This window comes from Pseudonocardia pini, from assembly GCF_013870575.1.
GTDB classification, from domain to species: Bacteria; Actinomycetota; Actinomycetes; order Mycobacteriales; family Pseudonocardiaceae; genus Pseudonocardia; species Pseudonocardia pini.
In genome coordinates this window covers 1-14,181 of record NZ_JACBXB010000051.1, presented here as the reverse complement: position 1 = coordinate 14,181, position 14,181 = coordinate 1, and the positions used below count along the sequence as shown (strand labels likewise).

Genomic DNA, 14,181 nt, shown 5'->3' with positions numbered 1-14,181 from the left:
GTCTCGGAACCGCTCGTGCTCGTAGCCGCTCCGGGTGACACCCCGCCTGCGCGGCACGACGCCCGTGGCGAGCAGGGTCCTCCGCATCCGCGCCCGCTGCTCCTGGGCCGACTCGCGGAGGGGCTCGCCGTCGACCTCCGGGACCGGCCGCTCACCGGTCAGCAGGAAGTACGCGACGGCGCCGACCGAGTACAGGTCGGACTCCGTGGAACGGCCCGCCCGCGGCCGCGAGCGCACCTCGGGCGCCGCCCAGCCCGCCGAGTGCAGCGGTCGGCGCGTCTCGCCGTCGCCCGCCCGCGCGACGGCACCGGTGTCGACCAGCACGAGCCGACCCGCGCGGTCGACCAGGAGGTTGCCCGGTTTGATGTCCGCGTGCACCAGCGGCGGCGTGCCGTGGTGCAGGGTGTCGACGGCCGTGGCGAGCTGGGCGATCCAGGACAGCCGGGCGGCCACCGACACGTCCTCCTCCTCGAGGAGGGCGGCGGGCGACGAACCGTCGATCCACTCCATGACCACGACGGGCACGTCCTCGTACACGACTCGGCCCCCGCGGGTGAGCACGCCGTCGAACACCTGGTCGACGCGCACCACGTGCCGGTCCCTCGGCACGCCCGAGAGCAGCCGGGCCTGCTCGGCGATCCCGTTGAGCGTGGCCCGGTCCGCGGTCCGGTGGACCTTCACCGCGACGACGTCGCCGGGCCGCCCGTCGAGCTCGACGCGACGGGCTCGCCAGAGCTCGCCCTCGCCGCCGTTCCCGACCCGCTCCAGCAGTGCGTAGCGCGCAGGCTCCGTGGCCGGGCCGACCCACGTGCCGATCGCGGGTACGGGCCGGGCCGCTGCGGGATCCGGACCGTCCGGACCGATGGTGGAGGGGTCCACGATGCTCACGTGTCGGGGCCTTCGTCGGGCGGCAGGTCCAACGCGTCCAGATCCGCCTCGGTGACGTTCCCGGAGGCCATCGCCCATTCGGCGAGCGGTCGGAAGGCGTTGACGGGGTCGCCGAAGAGCCCCTCGACGCCGTGCTGGTCCCTGAGGATCTCCCGCACGTGGTTGAGGTTGTTGCGGACCGTGTGCACCGACAGCGGGTCCCGGTAGCTCACGAGGATCTGCTGCACGCCTTCGACGGTGGGCACCTCGGCCGCGGCACCGGTCGCCGTCATCGGAGGGAGGCAGAGCGCCGCGAGCAGCCGCCGGTGGCGCCTGCGCAGGGGGATGCGGTCGAAGCCGATGGTCGCGCCGGGGCCCGGCCGCGGCGGCGCCTCCCCGCCGAGGCCGACCGTCCGGACGTCGATGCGAGGCTCGGGCACACCCTCCACCCACACGGTGAACCGCGTGAAGTCCCATCCGCGCACCTGACGCGGCTTGATCACCTGGTCCGGGCCGGGGTAGGTGCGCACGCAGAGACCACGCTTGGTGGAGAGGTTGCGGATCAGCAGCCCGTCGGCTCGGCACTCCAACCGGCCCGCCGTGCGCGAGATCCGGGGCTCGTCGGGTCCGATCCGCAGGAGGTTCTCCGCCGCCCTGCCGAAGGCCAGGTCGTCGCCGACGTGCAGCACCCAGGTAGCCCCGCACGTCACCACGGCGTGTGGTGCGATGTCGCTCATCCGTCTCCCGTTCCGCAGCCGATGATCAGGTCGCGCAGGAGCGGCCGGCGTTACCACCGGCAGGCCAGGACCACAAGGAACAGCGGGCACCGTCGTCGGGACGCCGGATCGGAGAGTCTCGACGCGTCGTGATCGTCCGTCCCTCAGGAGGTCCCCGTGTCCACCATCCCCATGCGTCTCGTCGGCCGTGGTGTCGCCGTGCTCGGCCTGTCCGGCGCGCTCGCCGCGGGCGTCCTGACCACGGCCCCGCAGGTCACTGCACCGAGCCCGGTCGTCGTCGAGGCGCAGGTCCAGACCGTCGGGTTCTGCCCGTTCGGCCACAACTCGAGCGGTGGCTGCCGCGGCGGCGGCATCAACGACAACCAGCGGCTCAACGACGCCCTCGCCGACACCGGCCGCATGTACCTCGACGCGGGCGAGTGCGCGGGGAAGGCCGTGGGCAAGAGCCTGTGGAAGAACCGCAAGAAGCCCTCCCTGCCGGGCGTGGCGCTGGGCACGGTCTCCCCGGCGATCAAGTGCGGCGACAGCAAGGGGTACTGAGGGATACCCCGCGCCGAGCGGCCGCCGCGACCTCGCGGCGGCCGCTCCGGCGTGTCGGCAGCCGACCCCGGCGACCGCCACCCGGGATCACCCGTCGCGGGTGAAGGGGACCGACGCGGCCGGGTCGGACGCGGCCCACCAGACCGGCCGGACCGGCGTCGTCGCCGACACGATCAGGCGGCCGAGCCCTCACCGACGTGTGCCGGCCCCGGGCCCACCCTCGGCTGCCGCGTCGGGTGAGTAGGTGGCGAGTGCCCAGACGACCATGACGTCGAGCGCGATGACCACCGACGACCACGCCGGATAGTGCGGGAGGAACATGAACTGGACGACCATGCTGAGACCGGCCAACCCGATCCCGACGACCCGCGCCCACGTCTGCCCCCTGAGCGCCGCCAGACCCGCGGCGACGGACAGGACGCCCGTCAGCAGCTGCACCCACCCCCAGACCGTCAGGTCGAAGGCGAACACGTAGCGCGGTGCCCCGTCGTAGAGGGTGTCGTGCGCGAGCGCCGCCGTCCCGACGAAGATCTGGAACACCCCCGCGACGGCCAACAGCCCGCCCGCGAAGACGATGAGACCACTCGCCCAGGGCGACGCGCGCCTCGAGCTCGACAGGTCCGTGCTCATTCGACCCCTCCATCCGCTCCTTCCGGGTCCCGGCGGAGCGTTGAGCGTCGACGATGCATCGGCCCACCCGGCGCGTCCTCATCCGCTCCGGGTGAGACGGCGCCCGGTATCCGCTCGGCCGGCAGGCCCGCACCTTCCTGCTCGGCTGACCCGAGGTCGTAGGCGGAGAGGTCTCGGGCCGGTACCTGTGCTCAAGCTGCAGGCCATGCTGGTCGCGGACGAGTGCACTGAGTCGTCAGTCCGGCACCCGCGCCCGCCGCGAGCTCCCCGCCGAGGACCGGGGCCACGGCGAGTGAGTAGCGAGCGCTCGATCATCTGGACGGAGCATGGCGAGTGCGGGTGGGTTCGAACCCCTGCTCACCGATGGGGAGTCCAGCCAGGTTCCAGCTCCAGGAGACGGTTGGAGTGATCCGCATGTAGGTTCCCGGGCCGACCATTCCGACGCGGTCGATGGGGCCCTCGGCCCGCCCATAGACGCGGATGCCGCGGGCGATGAACGGCTCCAGCGATGGCATGTCGTCGATGACCAGCGCGACCAGCTGGTTGCCGGCAGCGAGGTTGCGGAACTTGCGGGTGGCGGTGACGGTGGTGCCGCCACCGACCCAGAAGGCGTCACCGTCGAACTCGACCGCGACAGGGACGACGTCTGGCTGCCCGTGGCTATCCACTGTTGCGAGGCGCCCCACACCGTTCGAGCTCAGATAGGCGATCTCGTCAGCGGTGAACGACATGCGACAGCTCCTTCCGCTTGATTGAGAGGGACGCGGCACCCTACCGACCGCAGCCCGGAATCATCGCGCCGACGAACGCCCATCCGCGGAACTCCGGTCCCACCGACCGTGAGCGGCGTGGCACCAGCGGAGTTGGATGTCAGAGTCCCGCAAGGGGTCAAGGTTCGGAGACCGCTGACAGGGGACGACCAAGCCGAGACCTGCGAGGGCCGCCCGACCTACTCGGGCAGAACGACCGTCGCTCCCGAGGATGAGCGCTCGGCGACTTGTCGGCACCGCAGCCGAGCAGGATCCGGAGAGGTCGGCGTTGATCGAGCGCACACTCGACCGCGGAGTCGGGCGTGCAGCCATGAGCCTGACAGCCGCCTGCCATGCAGTCGTGCAGGCCGTCCATCGCATGGGTGTCGATGAACGGCTTGCCGTTGCAGAGGCCACGGCAGCGCCGCAGGTGCGCGTGGAACGGCTCGACTCGCTCGGCGGCCTCGCGAACGAACAGCACGAGCGGCACACTCCAGCTCGGGCTCGATGTGGATCCGGGTCTGCGCCTCGTATGTCATACGCGTGGTGGGATCGATCTCGTGCTGAGCCATCCCGCGGTCCAGGAGCGCGCCCTCCGTCGCCTTGGTGCGCCCGACCTAGGGAGAGTCCGCGTCGGCCTGGAGCCGTGTGAGGACCTTCTCAGCCTCGCGGTAGGCCTCTCCGCTCGGCGCGCTCACCCGCTGAGTTGGTCCGAGCCGCGGGGATCGGCACCGTCTCGTGCAGGGCGAGGCTCGTGACCGAGACCGTGACCAAAGATCGACTACGGTCCCTTGAAAAGGGTCTAGCCCTGACCGCTCGTGCTGGTCAGGGCTAGATTCTCTGCTGTGCGCCCGAAGGGATTCGAACCCCTAACCTTCTGATCCGTAGTCAGATGCTCTATCCGTTGAGCTACGGGCGCGTGCCTTGTGCAGTTGTACGGTACTACGTGGTCCGACCGACCCGGAGGTCGGCCTGACCGGTGCGGAGGCTCCGGGATTTGAACCCGGGATGGGGGGTTACCCCAAACCGCATTAGCAGTGCGGCGCCATAGACCAGACTAGGCGAAGCCTCCCGGAGCCTCTCGGCTTCCAGCGCTGACAAGACTACACAGGGCCGTCGAGCGGGTTCACCGGGCCCCGGCCATCTCCAGGAACGGGGTCAGGGCGTCGGGGTTCTGCAGGGCCCCCTGGGACACCGCCTTGGCGGGGTCCACCCCGGCCAGGATCTTCTTCACCGGGACCTCGCACTTCTTCCCGTTCAACGTGCGCGGCACGGCCTCGACCAGCACGAACCGGTCCGGGACGTGGCGGGGGGACAGCTCGGAGCGCAGCGCCTTGCGCAGCCGCGGCTCGACCTCCTCCAGGGTGGCGCCGGGTGCGAGGACCAGGAAGCAGAGCAGCGCTCCCTCCTCCCGGGCCCCCAACGCAGTGGTGTCGATCACGAGGGAGTCGGCGACCTCGTCGAAGCCCTCGACGACGGCGTAGAAGTCCGCGGTGCCCATCCGGACCCCGCCCCGGTTCAGCGTCGAGTCGGAGCGGCCGTAGATCACGTAGGAGCCCCGCGGGGTGGCCCGCACCCAGTCCCCGTGCCGCCACAGGCCCGGGTAGTCCTCGTAGTAGGCCTCGCGCAGCCGGGTGCCGTCCGGGTCGTTCCAGAACATCACCGGCATCGACGGCATCGGCTGGGTGATCACCAGCTCACCGACCTCGTCGGCGAGGTCCTGGCCCTGCTCGTCGAAGGAGTGCACGTCCGCACCCAGCGCGGCGGCCGAGAGCTCGCCCATCCACACCGGCACCGTGGGGGCGGAGCCGAGGAAGGCGGCACACACGTCCGTGCCACCGGAGATGGAGCAGATCTGGATGTGCTCGCCCGCCGCCTCGGCGATCCAGCGGAAGCCGTCCACCGACAACGGCGACCCGGTCGAGCCCAGGGCGCGGATCGAGGACAGGTCGTAGGAGTCCTTGGGCCGCAGGCCCTGCTTCAGGCACGACTGCACGAACGGCGCCGAGACCCCGAACAGCGTGACCCCGTGCTTCTCCGCCAACGCCCACAGCGCGCCGAGGTCCGGATAGCCCGGGTTGCCGTCGAACAGCACGATCTCGCAGCCCACCAGCAGCCCGCCGATGATCAGGTTCCACATCATCCAGCCGGTGGTGGTGAACCAGAAGAACCGCTCGCCCGGGCCCAGGTCGTTGTGCAGCCGCAGCGCCTTGAGGTGCTCGACGACGATCCCGCCGTGCCCGTGCACGATCCCCTTCGGCAGCCCCGTGGTCCCGGAGGAGTACAGGATCCACAGCGGGTGGTCGAAGGGCACCGCCACGAACTCCAGCGGACCCTCCTCCGCCGTGAACGACTCCCACGAGGTCGTGTTCTCCAGCGTCGCGTCCGGGTCGAGGTAGGGGACCAGGACGGTCTGGCGGACCGTCGGCAGCTGCTCCTGCAGCGCGGTGACGGTCTTGCGGATGTCGAACCGCTTGCCGCCGTAGCAGTAGCCGTCCACCGCCAGCAGCACCGACGGCTCGGTCTGGGCGAACCGGTCGTGGACCGCGCGGGCCCCGAAGTCCGGGGAGCAGGAGGACCACACCGCGCCCAGCGAGGCGGCGGCCAGGAACATCACCAGCGTCTCGACACAGTTCGGCGCCAACGCGACGACCCGGTCCCCCTTGCCGACGCCCGCCGCGACCAGCCCGGCGCGCGCGCGGGCGACCGCGGACCGCAGCTCCGCGTGGGTGACGATGCGCTCCAGGCCGTCCTCGCGGCTGAACCGGACCGCGACGTCGGTGTCCTGACGCCCCGGACCGGGGGTCAGGGCGTGCTCGGCGTAGTTCAGGGTGCCGCCGGGGAACCACTCCGCCCCCGGCATCGCACGCGACCCGAGCACCGCCGTCGGCCGGTCGTGCCAGATGACCCCGCAGAACTCCGCGACCGCCGACCAGAAGCCCTCCAGATCGGCCACCGACCAGGCGTGCAGGGCGGCGTAGTCGGTGTCCGACGGCAGCTCGACGCCGCGGTGCTCACCGACCCACCGGGCGAACTCCGCGATCGCGGTGCCGCTCGCCCGGGCGGCAGACGGGGCCCAGAGGACCTCGGGGACGTCGGCGTCGAGAGTCATGGGGACATCGTGTCGGAGGACAGGGTGTCCGACCAGTGACCTACACCTCAGCGGCGGGCCTCAGCGCAGGTGCGAGTCGAACCAGTTGAGCATGCGCTGCCAGGCGTCCTCGGCGGTGGCCGGATCGTCGTCGAACCGATGCCCCCGCCCGGGGTACGTGACCAGATCCGCCGCGACCTCGGACTCCTTGGCCGCGGCCAACAACCCGTCGAGCTGCGCGGCGTCGTCCCGGTCCCCGTAGATGCCCAGCCACGGGCAGGTCAGCCCTGGTGCCGCGGAGAGCAGGGTGGGCAGGGGCCCCAGCGGTTCGGAGATCCCGCCGCCCGCGACCGTGACGGCCGCGCCCAGCCGCCGGTTCGCCGCGACCAGCAGCGCCACGCTGCCGCCGAGGTCGAACCCGATCACGCCCATCCGGTCCGCGCTCACCTCGTGGTCGGCCAACCAGCCGAACGCGGTGTCGGTGTCCGCCATGACCTGCTCGCCGTCGAGGCGGGCGACGTGGTCCGCCACCTCGGCGCGGTCGCCGTCGAGCTCGTCCGTGCCGTCCCGGTGGTAGAGGTGGGGGGCGACGACCAGCCAGCCGTCCCCCGCGATCCCCTCGACGAGCCTGCGGACGGCGTCCGTGACCCCACGGGCCTCGTGCAGGACGACGATCCCGCCCCGCGCCGGTCCGTCGGGTTCCGCCACCGTGAGCCGCAGGTCGCTGCCGTCGACCAGGGGGACCGCCTCGGTGCGGATCTCACTCATGGGCCCACCCTTCCATGTGTGGGCCCGGGCGTGACGGCCCGGCTACCGTGACGCCCATGACCCTCATCCGTCCCGACCTGGACTCCCTGCCCGCCTACGTCCCGGGACGGGCGATCCCGGGTGCGCTCAAGCTGGCCAGCAACGAGGTGGCGCTGCCGCCGACCGCGCCGGTGCTGGCCGCGATCGCGGAGGCCGCGGCGGGCGGCAACCGCTACCCGGACCTCGGGGTGGTGGCGCTGAGCGAGCGGCTCGCCGCCGAGCTGCACGTCACCCCGGACCGGATCGCGGTCGGCTGCGGCTCGGTGAGCCTCTGCCAGCAGCTGGTCCAGATCAGCTGCCGGGAGACCACGGACGAGGTCGTCTACGCCTGGCGGTCCTTCGAGGCCTACCCCATCGTCACGCAGATCGGGAACGCGCGGTCGGTCACCGTGCCCCTCGACGGCGACTTCCGCCACGACCTCGCGGCGATGGCCGCCGCCGTCACCCCGAACACCCGGCTGGTCTTCGTGTGCAGCCCGAACAACCCCACGGGCACGGTGGTGCACCGCGCCGAGTTCGAGGAGTTCCTGCAGGCGGTGGGCCCGGACGTGATCGTGGCCCTCGACGAGGCCTACCACGAGTACGTCACCGATCCCGAGGCCGCGGACGGGCTGCCGCTGCTGGACCGGTACCCGAACCTCGTGGTGCTGCGGACCTTCTCCAAGGCCTACCGGCTGGCCGGGCTGCGGGTGGGGTACGCGGTGACCACGCCCGAGATCGCCGCGGCGCTGCGGAAGGTGTGCGCCCCGTTCAGCGTGAGCTCGCTCGCCCAGGCCGCCGCGATCGCCGCGCTGGACCATGCGGGCGAGCTGCTCGCCGCGTGCAAGGAGGCCGTCGGCGAGCGGGTCCGGGTGCGGGAGGCGCTGCTCGCGGCGGGTTTCACCGTGCCGCAGACCCAGTCGAACTTCGTCTGGCTGCACCTCGGGGAGCGCACGGCGGACTTCGCCGCGCACTGCCTGGCCCAGGGTGTGGTCGTCCGGCCGTTCCACCCGGACGGCGTGCGGGTCACGGTGACCACCCCGGAGGAGGACGACCGGTTCCTGGCCGCCGCCGGGTCGTTCAGGGTTTCTCCCTGATGACGGCCGGGCGCGCCGGGTGTTCCATGGCGGTATGAGCTACCCGTATCCCTCCGGCGGGGGGCCGCTGCTGCCCCGCGACGACGAGCGGAACTGGGCCATGTCCTCCCACGTGCTCAGCTTCGTGTCGGCGTGGTTCGCGCTGGGCCTGTTCGCGCCGCTGATCGTCCTGCTCGTGAAGGGCGGGGACTCGCCGTTCGTACGCCGACACGCCGTCGAGTCGCTGAACTTCCAGCTCAACGCGCTGGTCTACACGGTCGTCTTCGGTCTGCTGATCTTCGTCGGGATCGGGCTGGTCCTGCTCCCGCTCTACGGGGTCTTCTACGTGGTGTGCGTGATCCTCGGGACCGTGCGCGCCTCGCAGGGCGTGGACTTCCGCTACCCGCTCACGCTGCGCCTGGTCCGCTGACGCCCTGAACCGACGACGGCCCCGGACCTGACTGGTCCGGGGCCGTGGTCGTGGTGCGATCAGGCTCTGGCGCCCCGGTTGCCGTAGAGCGCGGTGGCGCCCCAGACGGCCGCGACGGCGAGCACGATCTTGATGATCAGCTCGATCCAGTCCACGCCGTTCGTGGTCGCCACGCCGAGGGCGTTCGCGATCAGGAAGCCGACGATGGAGGCGACGACACCGGCGAGGATCGTCAGCCAGATCGGGATGTTCTGCTTGCCCGGCAGGATCAGCCGGCCGAGCACACCGAGCACGAGCCCGATGATGATCGTCCAGATGATGCCCCAGAACGAGATGGTCACGGTGCTCCTCACGGAAGGCGGGCTGCTCCCCACGGCTGCCCGACGGAGCACCTGACTAGCAGAGATCAGGACGGGACGGCGCGAGGCGACGGCGTCTGCCGCCGAAGTGTTATCCAGCCTTCGCCTGCCGGTCGCTCGGCCGTGGGGCCGACCGGGGGACACCGTTCGCCCGTCGGGGAACGATCCGATCACGGTCCGTTTGCGTCAGACGATCACCGGGCATCCGGCTGCCAGTAACGACAACGGCCTGCCCGGAGAACCCGGAGCGACCGCGAGGAGGAACCACATGGGCATCATCGGATGGATCGTCGTCGGGCTGATCGTCGGCGCGCTCGCCAAGCTGGTCATGCCGGGCAAGGACCCGGGCGGCATCATCGTCACCTGCATCATCGGTGTCGTGGGCGGCCTGCTCGGCGGCTGGATCAGCTCCGCCGCCTTCGGCGTCGGCACGGGGAGCTTCTGGGAGTTCCGCACCTGGCTGATCGCGTTCGTGGGCGCGGTCGTCCTGCTGGCCGTCTACCGGCTGATCGTGGGCAGGCGGTCGCGCTCGCACGCCTGACCGACGCTCGACGAAGGCCGCTCCCGGGGATCCGGGGGCGGCCTTCGTCGTGTCCGGGGACCCTCAGCCCTTGAGCACGTACCCGGCGCCGCGGACGGTACGGATCCGCTCCGCGCCGATCTTGCGCCGCAGGTAGGAGATGTAGACCTGCACCAGGTTCGCCGAGGCGGGCTCGGACCACACCTGGGTGGCCAGCTCCTCGTGCGAGACCGTGGCACCCGGCTCGGCGAGCAGGGCGGTGAGCAGCGCGAACTCGGTGGGGGACAACGAGACCGGGACACCGTCCACGATCACGTCCCCGAGCTCGGTGTCCACCACCAGCTCGCCCCGGCGGATCAGGGTGTGCCCGACCGCGCCGGTCAGCCGCAGCCGCAACCGGATCCGGGCGCTCAGCTCGTCCACGGCGAACGGACGCACGACGTAGTCGTCCCGATCGCTGCGCAGCTGGGCGAGCACGGAGTTGCGGCGCTCACGCGGAGTGAGGACCACGACGGGGACGCTCGGTGACTCCGCGTGCACGGCGGCGAGCACGGCGGCGTGCTCGGGACCGGGCAGGTCGACGTCGAGGACCAGGAGGGCGGGAGGCGCGGCACGGATCGCGTCGAGAACCGCGATCCCGTCTCCTGCCGGATCGGCCCGCATGCCTTCGGCACGCAGGGAGCGCAGCACCGACGCCGACGCGGCGGTCGGTGGCAGCGCCACGAGGACGGGGGCGTACGGGGGCACGGATGATCGTGCCGTCGCCTGCGACGGTACGAACACGGTCGCCCCCGGGGGAGCAGCGGGGAGCATCGCCGACAGCTTGACCCCAAACGCGCGCGGTCACAATCTGCCAACGGTCCGAACGGTGTGTCCGGGACCGACGAACGGTGTCACCTGAGAGCGAAGCTACTCCAAATGGAGTACCATCCCGGGTGATTCCGAGGATCTCGACCCGCTCCAGCGCCGTTCGACGACCTGTCGGCGCGCTGAGGCAACCCGGGCTCTCAGGTTCACCCGTGACCACCCACGACGATCCATATGGTTCCCCATCATGCGACGGAAACCCTCCGCTGCGGAGGACCGGCTCGATCCCCGAGAGCTGGTCGCACGCCTCTCCGCAGAGCACAGCTCCCCCTCTGTGCGTACGGGCCGTCGTCGTCGTGCCGCCGGAACGGCCGCTCCGACGGCGACTCTCCCCTCCCCGACCGATGCGGACCACGGCTCCCCACGTGAGCCCGCGCTGCTGACCCACGCCACGCTGCTCGCGTCGCCCGACCCGACGGAGACGACCCCGCAAGGCCTGCCCGTGCTGGACCTGGCGGGCGAGGGCCCGCCGCCGCTCAGCCCGATGACCGGCATGCCGGTCATCGCGGTGTCGGACCTCGTCGCCGGACACGCGGACGCGGCGTCGGACGAGATCGCTCCCGCGGGCGACGACGCCGGTGAGCCGCCCAGCACGGGCCCGGGCACGGTGATCGAGCGCGAGGCCCCCGAGCCGCGCCGCGGTCGTCGTCGGGCGCCGCGGTCGCTGGTCCGCAGGCTGGCCCCGCTGACCGTGGGTGCCGCGGTGCTCCTGGTCGGGACGATGGTCGTGCTGCTCCTGCAGCCGGTGTCGGACGAGGGCCCGGACCTGTCGGCCTCGCTCGTGTCCTCGGACACGGCGCAGGGTGCGCCGAACCCGTCGTCGACCGGCGTCGCGCCGATCCCCGCCCCCGGTGGGTTGGCCGACGTCGTCGGCCTGGCGAAGGACCGCGCCACGACCACTCCCCCCGCGCCCGCCGCTCCCCCGGCTGGCCGCGCCGCCGGCCGTGCGGTCGGCGTCCCGGGCCCGGTCTCGGCCGGGGACGGCACCACGGCCGCAGGTCGGCTCGGCTGGCGTCAGACCAACGGCGACGAGTTCGACGCCGGCCTCGGCAAGTGGGGCGTCTACGACGGCGCGGGCCACGGCGGCAACGGCCGTCGCACGCCCGACGCCGTGTCGGTGAACGGCGGCGTCCTCACCATCCGCGGGGACGCCGACGGCAACTCCGGCGGCATGATGTTCAACGACGCGCAGCGTTTCGGCCGCTACGAGATGCGCGCGAAGTTCCCGGCGGGCAGCGCGCAGTACCACCCGGTGCTCATCCTGTGGCCCACCGACATCGAGTGGCCGCGTGGTGGCGAGGTGGACTTCGCCGAGACCAACAGCGCCGCGGACGACGTGTCCTTCTTCCTGCACTACGGCGCCGCGAACAACCAGGTGTCCGAGACGAAGGCGCTCGACATCACCCAGTGGCACAACTACGCCGTCGAGTGGACCGCGGGCGGGGTCATCGGCTACATCGACGGCCAGGAGTGGTTCCGCAGCACGGACGGGAACACGAACCCGCCGGGCAAGATGGCGCCGACCATCCAGCTGGACTACTTCCCCGGCGACGGCGGCCCCGGAGACGCCCAGATGCAGGTCGACTGGATGCGGATCTACGCGACCTGACCCACCAGGCGCCGGAGCCCGTCCACGGCGGGCTCGACCAGGGTGAGCCCCTCGCGCAGCAGCTCGAGGGGCCGCCCACCGGCCAGCTGCCAGATCACGGCGGCGGCGGTCAGCGCGGCCAGGAGCACGAGGGTCGCCAGCGCCTTGCTCAACCGGCGGTGCCGGTGGCGCCTGCGGGCGCGGGAGGCGGAGTCCGCCCAGGTCGTGGGGCCACTCCGGCGGCGTACGGGCTGGAGCGGGACGAGCCGCTCGGTCGGGGTCTCGTCGGCCTCGGGCTCGAAGGTCCAGCTCTGCTGAAGGGTCATCGTCGGTCCGTCCGGCTGGGGGTGCTCTCACCCGGACTGTCGATCACCAGTCTCGCTTCGTTAGCGAGACGATAGGCTGATCGGGGCAACTTCCTCCCCCGTTCTACGTACGGTGATCGTGCGGTGTCACAGGGCGTTCGCGGGTCACCGCGGGTACCGGATGAGCAGCGAGGCGTGCACGTCCTGCCCTCCGATGGCCGCGTACCCATGGGGAGTGTCGGCGGTCCACTCCAGATACCCGCCCGGCCCGGCCGTGCCGGGTGCGTCCAGTGCGCCCGCCCGCAGCTCGCCCGCGAAGACGGTCGCGTGCTCCGTGACGCCCGCGTGGTGCGGCGGCGAGGTCTGCGCGGCCCCCGCGGGGATCCGCATCCGGTACAGCTCGTAAGTGGCGGGCCCGTCGTCGAAGACGCGCAGCAGGTCCATCGCCACCGCCGCGCCCTGGATCCGGGTGCTCTCGCTGACCAACGCCGTCAACGCCACGCCGAGCGCGGCCGCGACCGAGTGCAGGGTGTCCAGCGTGGGGTTGCGGGTGCCGGCCTCCAGGCCGGACAGGGTGGCCTTGCCCAGGCCGGCCCGGCGGGCGAGCTCGGAGAGCGACATCCCCTGCGCCGAGCGCAGCGCCCGCACCCGCGGCCCGACGTGGGCGGCGCCGTCCGGCAGTGCGGCATCCACGTGGGCTATCCTGCCATCGTTCCGTAAACGGAACACCCGCGAGTCCCCCACTTTCGACGCGCGAGTCGGACACCCCGCCCCGCGAGTCCCACGGTTTCGACGCGCGAGTCGGACACCGCGGGTGGGCGCCGCGGGCGTGCGCTCGGCGGACGACGAGGGTCAGGAGGGTTGCGTGCGCGGGATCGCTCGGCCGGTGCTCGCCGGCGTCATCACGGCGATCGTCGGGTTCGGCGGGTCGTTCACGGTCGTGCTGACCGGCCTGCGGGCCGCGGGCGCGGACGAGGGCCAAGCCGCCTCGGGGCTGCTCGCGGTGGCCGTCGGCTCCGGGATCGTCGCCGTCATCCTCGGGCTGCGGACCCGGATGCCGGTCAGCATCGCCTGGTCGACACCGGGTGCGGCCCTGCTGATCTCCTCCGGGGTGCCCGACGGCGGCTTCGCGGCCGCCGAGGGGGCGTTCCTGCTGTGCGGGGTGCTGATCGTCGTCGCGGGGCTGGTGCGTCCGCTGGGCAGGCTGATCGCGGCGATCCCGGGCCCGATAGCGGGCGCCATGCTCGCCGGGGTGCTGCTGCAGCTGTGTCTGGCGCCGGTCCAGGCGCTGGCCGAGGTTCCCCTGCTGGCCGCGCCGGTCATCATCGTCTGGGCGGTGACGGCGCGGTTCGCACGGCAGTGGGCGGTGCTCGCGGCGCTGGTGGTGGCGATCGCCCTGATCGCGGTAACCGGGCCCGGGCTCGCCGGGGTGGATCTCGCGCCCTCGTTCGTCTGGACCACGCCGACCTTCGATCCCGCCGCACTCGTCGGGATCGGCCTGCCGTTGTTCCTGGTCACGATGGCCTCGCAGAACGTGCCCGGCATGGCGGTGCTCGCGCAGTACGGCTACGCCCCGCGGCTACGCGGCATCCTCGTCACGACCGGGCTCGCGACCCTCGCGGCCGTGCCCTTCGGC

Annotated in this window: 16 protein-coding genes and 2 tRNA genes; 6 read left to right on the top strand and 12 right to left on the bottom strand. The window is 72.1% G+C overall.

All coding sequences use genetic code 11. From position 1 onward, the window contains the following. On the bottom strand, positions 1 to 888 hold an 888-nt coding region (locus H5J29_RS05660), incomplete at its 3' end, for a protein kinase domain-containing protein (RefSeq protein WP_181779844.1). Beyond that, on the bottom strand, positions 885 to 1,604 hold the full coding sequence (locus H5J29_RS05655; RefSeq protein ID WP_181779843.1) for an FHA domain-containing protein: 720 nt from the start codon (positions 1,602 to 1,604) through the stop codon (positions 885 to 887). The genes H5J29_RS05655 and H5J29_RS05660, both read right to left, overlap by 4 nt. 156 nt (positions 1,605 to 1,760) lie before the next feature. Here H5J29_RS05655 and H5J29_RS05650 point away from each other — a divergent pair, with 156 nt between their 5' ends. Beyond that, positions 1,761 to 2,144 (top strand): hypothetical protein, encoded by a 384-nt coding sequence (locus tag H5J29_RS05650; protein WP_181779842.1) that lies wholly within the window; start codon positions 1,761 to 1,763, stop codon positions 2,142 to 2,144. Between the two features lie 189 nt (positions 2,145 to 2,333). On the opposite strand, the gene H5J29_RS05645 is transcribed toward H5J29_RS05650, so the two are convergent. From H5J29_RS05645 to H5J29_RS05620, 6 genes are all read right to left on the bottom strand, one after another. Beyond that, positions 2,334 to 2,774, bottom strand: a complete 441-nt coding sequence (locus H5J29_RS05645) for a DUF7144 family membrane protein (protein ID WP_181779841.1) — start codon at positions 2,772 to 2,774, stop codon at positions 2,334 to 2,336. A 311-nt stretch (positions 2,775 to 3,085) separates the two neighbouring features. Next, positions 3,086 to 3,505 carry a PPOX class F420-dependent oxidoreductase gene (locus tag H5J29_RS05640; RefSeq protein ID WP_181779840.1) on the bottom strand — a complete coding sequence of 140 codons (420 nt, stop codon included), beginning with the start codon at positions 3,503 to 3,505 and terminating at the stop codon, positions 3,086 to 3,088. 864 nt (positions 3,506 to 4,369) lie between these two features. Beyond that, a tRNA-Arg gene (locus H5J29_RS05635) sits at positions 4,370 to 4,442 on the bottom strand. 63 nt (positions 4,443 to 4,505) lie between these two features. Next, positions 4,506 to 4,595 (bottom strand) — tRNA-Ser (locus H5J29_RS05630). 54 nt (positions 4,596 to 4,649) lie between these two features. After that, positions 4,650 to 6,635 (bottom strand): acetoacetate--CoA ligase, encoded by a 1,986-nt coding sequence (locus H5J29_RS05625; RefSeq protein ID WP_181779839.1) that lies wholly within the window; start codon positions 6,633 to 6,635, stop codon positions 4,650 to 4,652. A gap of 60 nt (positions 6,636 to 6,695) precedes the next feature. Next, on the bottom strand, positions 6,696 to 7,382 hold the full coding sequence (locus H5J29_RS05620; protein WP_181779838.1) for a dienelactone hydrolase family protein: 687 nt from the start codon (positions 7,380 to 7,382) through the stop codon (positions 6,696 to 6,698). 56 nt (positions 7,383 to 7,438) lie between these two features. On the opposite strand from H5J29_RS05620, the gene hisC reads away from it, so the two are divergent. Both hisC and H5J29_RS05610 read left to right on the top strand, forming a co-directional pair. Next, on the top strand, positions 7,439 to 8,497 hold the full coding sequence (gene hisC, locus H5J29_RS05615; protein WP_181779837.1) for a histidinol-phosphate transaminase: 1,059 nt from the start codon (positions 7,439 to 7,441) through the stop codon (positions 8,495 to 8,497). Between the two features lie 34 nt (positions 8,498 to 8,531). Then, the gene (locus H5J29_RS05610) at positions 8,532 to 8,906 is read left to right on the top strand and encodes a DUF4870 domain-containing protein (RefSeq protein ID WP_246393532.1); all 375 of its coding nucleotides are present in this window, start codon (positions 8,532 to 8,534) and stop codon (positions 8,904 to 8,906) included. Between the two features lie 59 nt (positions 8,907 to 8,965). On the opposite strand, the gene H5J29_RS05605 is transcribed toward H5J29_RS05610, so the two are convergent. After that, positions 8,966 to 9,241 (bottom strand): GlsB/YeaQ/YmgE family stress response membrane protein, encoded by a 276-nt coding sequence (locus H5J29_RS05605; RefSeq protein WP_181779846.1) that lies wholly within the window; start codon positions 9,239 to 9,241, stop codon positions 8,966 to 8,968. A 292-nt stretch (positions 9,242 to 9,533) separates the two neighbouring features. On the opposite strand from H5J29_RS05605, the gene H5J29_RS05600 reads away from it, so the two are divergent. Next, positions 9,534 to 9,806 (top strand): GlsB/YeaQ/YmgE family stress response membrane protein, encoded by a 273-nt coding sequence (locus H5J29_RS05600; protein WP_181779836.1) that lies wholly within the window; start codon positions 9,534 to 9,536, stop codon positions 9,804 to 9,806. Between the two features lie 63 nt (positions 9,807 to 9,869). On the opposite strand, the gene H5J29_RS05595 is transcribed toward H5J29_RS05600, so the two are convergent. After that, positions 9,870 to 10,532 (bottom strand): response regulator transcription factor, encoded by a 663-nt coding sequence (locus H5J29_RS05595; protein WP_312858076.1) that lies wholly within the window; start codon positions 10,530 to 10,532, stop codon positions 9,870 to 9,872. A 562-nt stretch (positions 10,533 to 11,094) separates the two neighbouring features. On the opposite strand from H5J29_RS05595, the gene H5J29_RS05590 reads away from it, so the two are divergent. After that, positions 11,095 to 12,261 carry a glycoside hydrolase family 16 protein gene (locus H5J29_RS05590; RefSeq protein WP_181779834.1) on the top strand — a complete coding sequence of 389 codons (1,167 nt, stop codon included), beginning with the start codon at positions 11,095 to 11,097 and terminating at the stop codon, positions 12,259 to 12,261. Here H5J29_RS05590 and H5J29_RS05585 read toward each other — a convergent pair. Beyond that, the gene (locus tag H5J29_RS05585) at positions 12,249 to 12,566 is read right to left on the bottom strand and encodes a hypothetical protein (RefSeq protein ID WP_181779833.1); all 318 of its coding nucleotides are present in this window, start codon (positions 12,564 to 12,566) and stop codon (positions 12,249 to 12,251) included. The genes H5J29_RS05590 and H5J29_RS05585 overlap by 13 nt on opposite strands. A gap of 144 nt (positions 12,567 to 12,710) precedes the next feature. After that, positions 12,711 to 13,238, bottom strand: coding sequence for a helix-turn-helix domain-containing protein (locus H5J29_RS05580; protein ID WP_312858075.1), 528 nt, complete (start codon positions 13,236 to 13,238; stop codon positions 12,711 to 12,713). A 172-nt stretch (positions 13,239 to 13,410) separates the two neighbouring features. On the opposite strand from H5J29_RS05580, the gene H5J29_RS05575 reads away from it, so the two are divergent. Beyond that, on the top strand, positions 13,411 to 14,181 hold a 771-nt coding region (locus tag H5J29_RS05575), incomplete at its 3' end, for a benzoate/H(+) symporter BenE family transporter (RefSeq protein ID WP_181779832.1).

Coding starts and splice junctions, on each gene's coding strand:
- H5J29_RS05655 (WP_181779843.1), bottom strand. CDS start 1,604: ATGAGCGACATCGCACCACACGCCGTGGTGACGTGCGGGGCTACCTGG.
- H5J29_RS05645 (WP_181779841.1), bottom strand. CDS start 2,774: ATGAGCACGGACCTGTCGAGCTCGAGGCGCGCGTCGCCCTGGGCGAGT.
- H5J29_RS05640 (WP_181779840.1), bottom strand. CDS start 3,505: ATGTCGTTCACCGCTGACGAGATCGCCTATCTGAGCTCGAACGGTGTG.
- H5J29_RS05625 (WP_181779839.1), bottom strand. CDS start 6,635: ATGACTCTCGACGCCGACGTCCCCGAGGTCCTCTGGGCCCCGTCTGCC.
- H5J29_RS05620 (WP_181779838.1), bottom strand. CDS start 7,382: ATGAGTGAGATCCGCACCGAGGCGGTCCCCCTGGTCGACGGCAGCGAC.
- hisC (WP_181779837.1), top strand. CDS start 7,439: ATGACCCTCATCCGTCCCGACCTGGACTCCCTGCCCGCCTACGTCCCG.
- H5J29_RS05610 (WP_246393532.1), top strand. CDS start 8,532: ATGAGCTACCCGTATCCCTCCGGCGGGGGGCCGCTGCTGCCCCGCGAC.
- H5J29_RS05600 (WP_181779836.1), top strand. CDS start 9,534: ATGGGCATCATCGGATGGATCGTCGTCGGGCTGATCGTCGGCGCGCTC.
- H5J29_RS05585 (WP_181779833.1), bottom strand. CDS start 12,566: ATGACCCTTCAGCAGAGCTGGACCTTCGAGCCCGAGGCCGACGAGACC.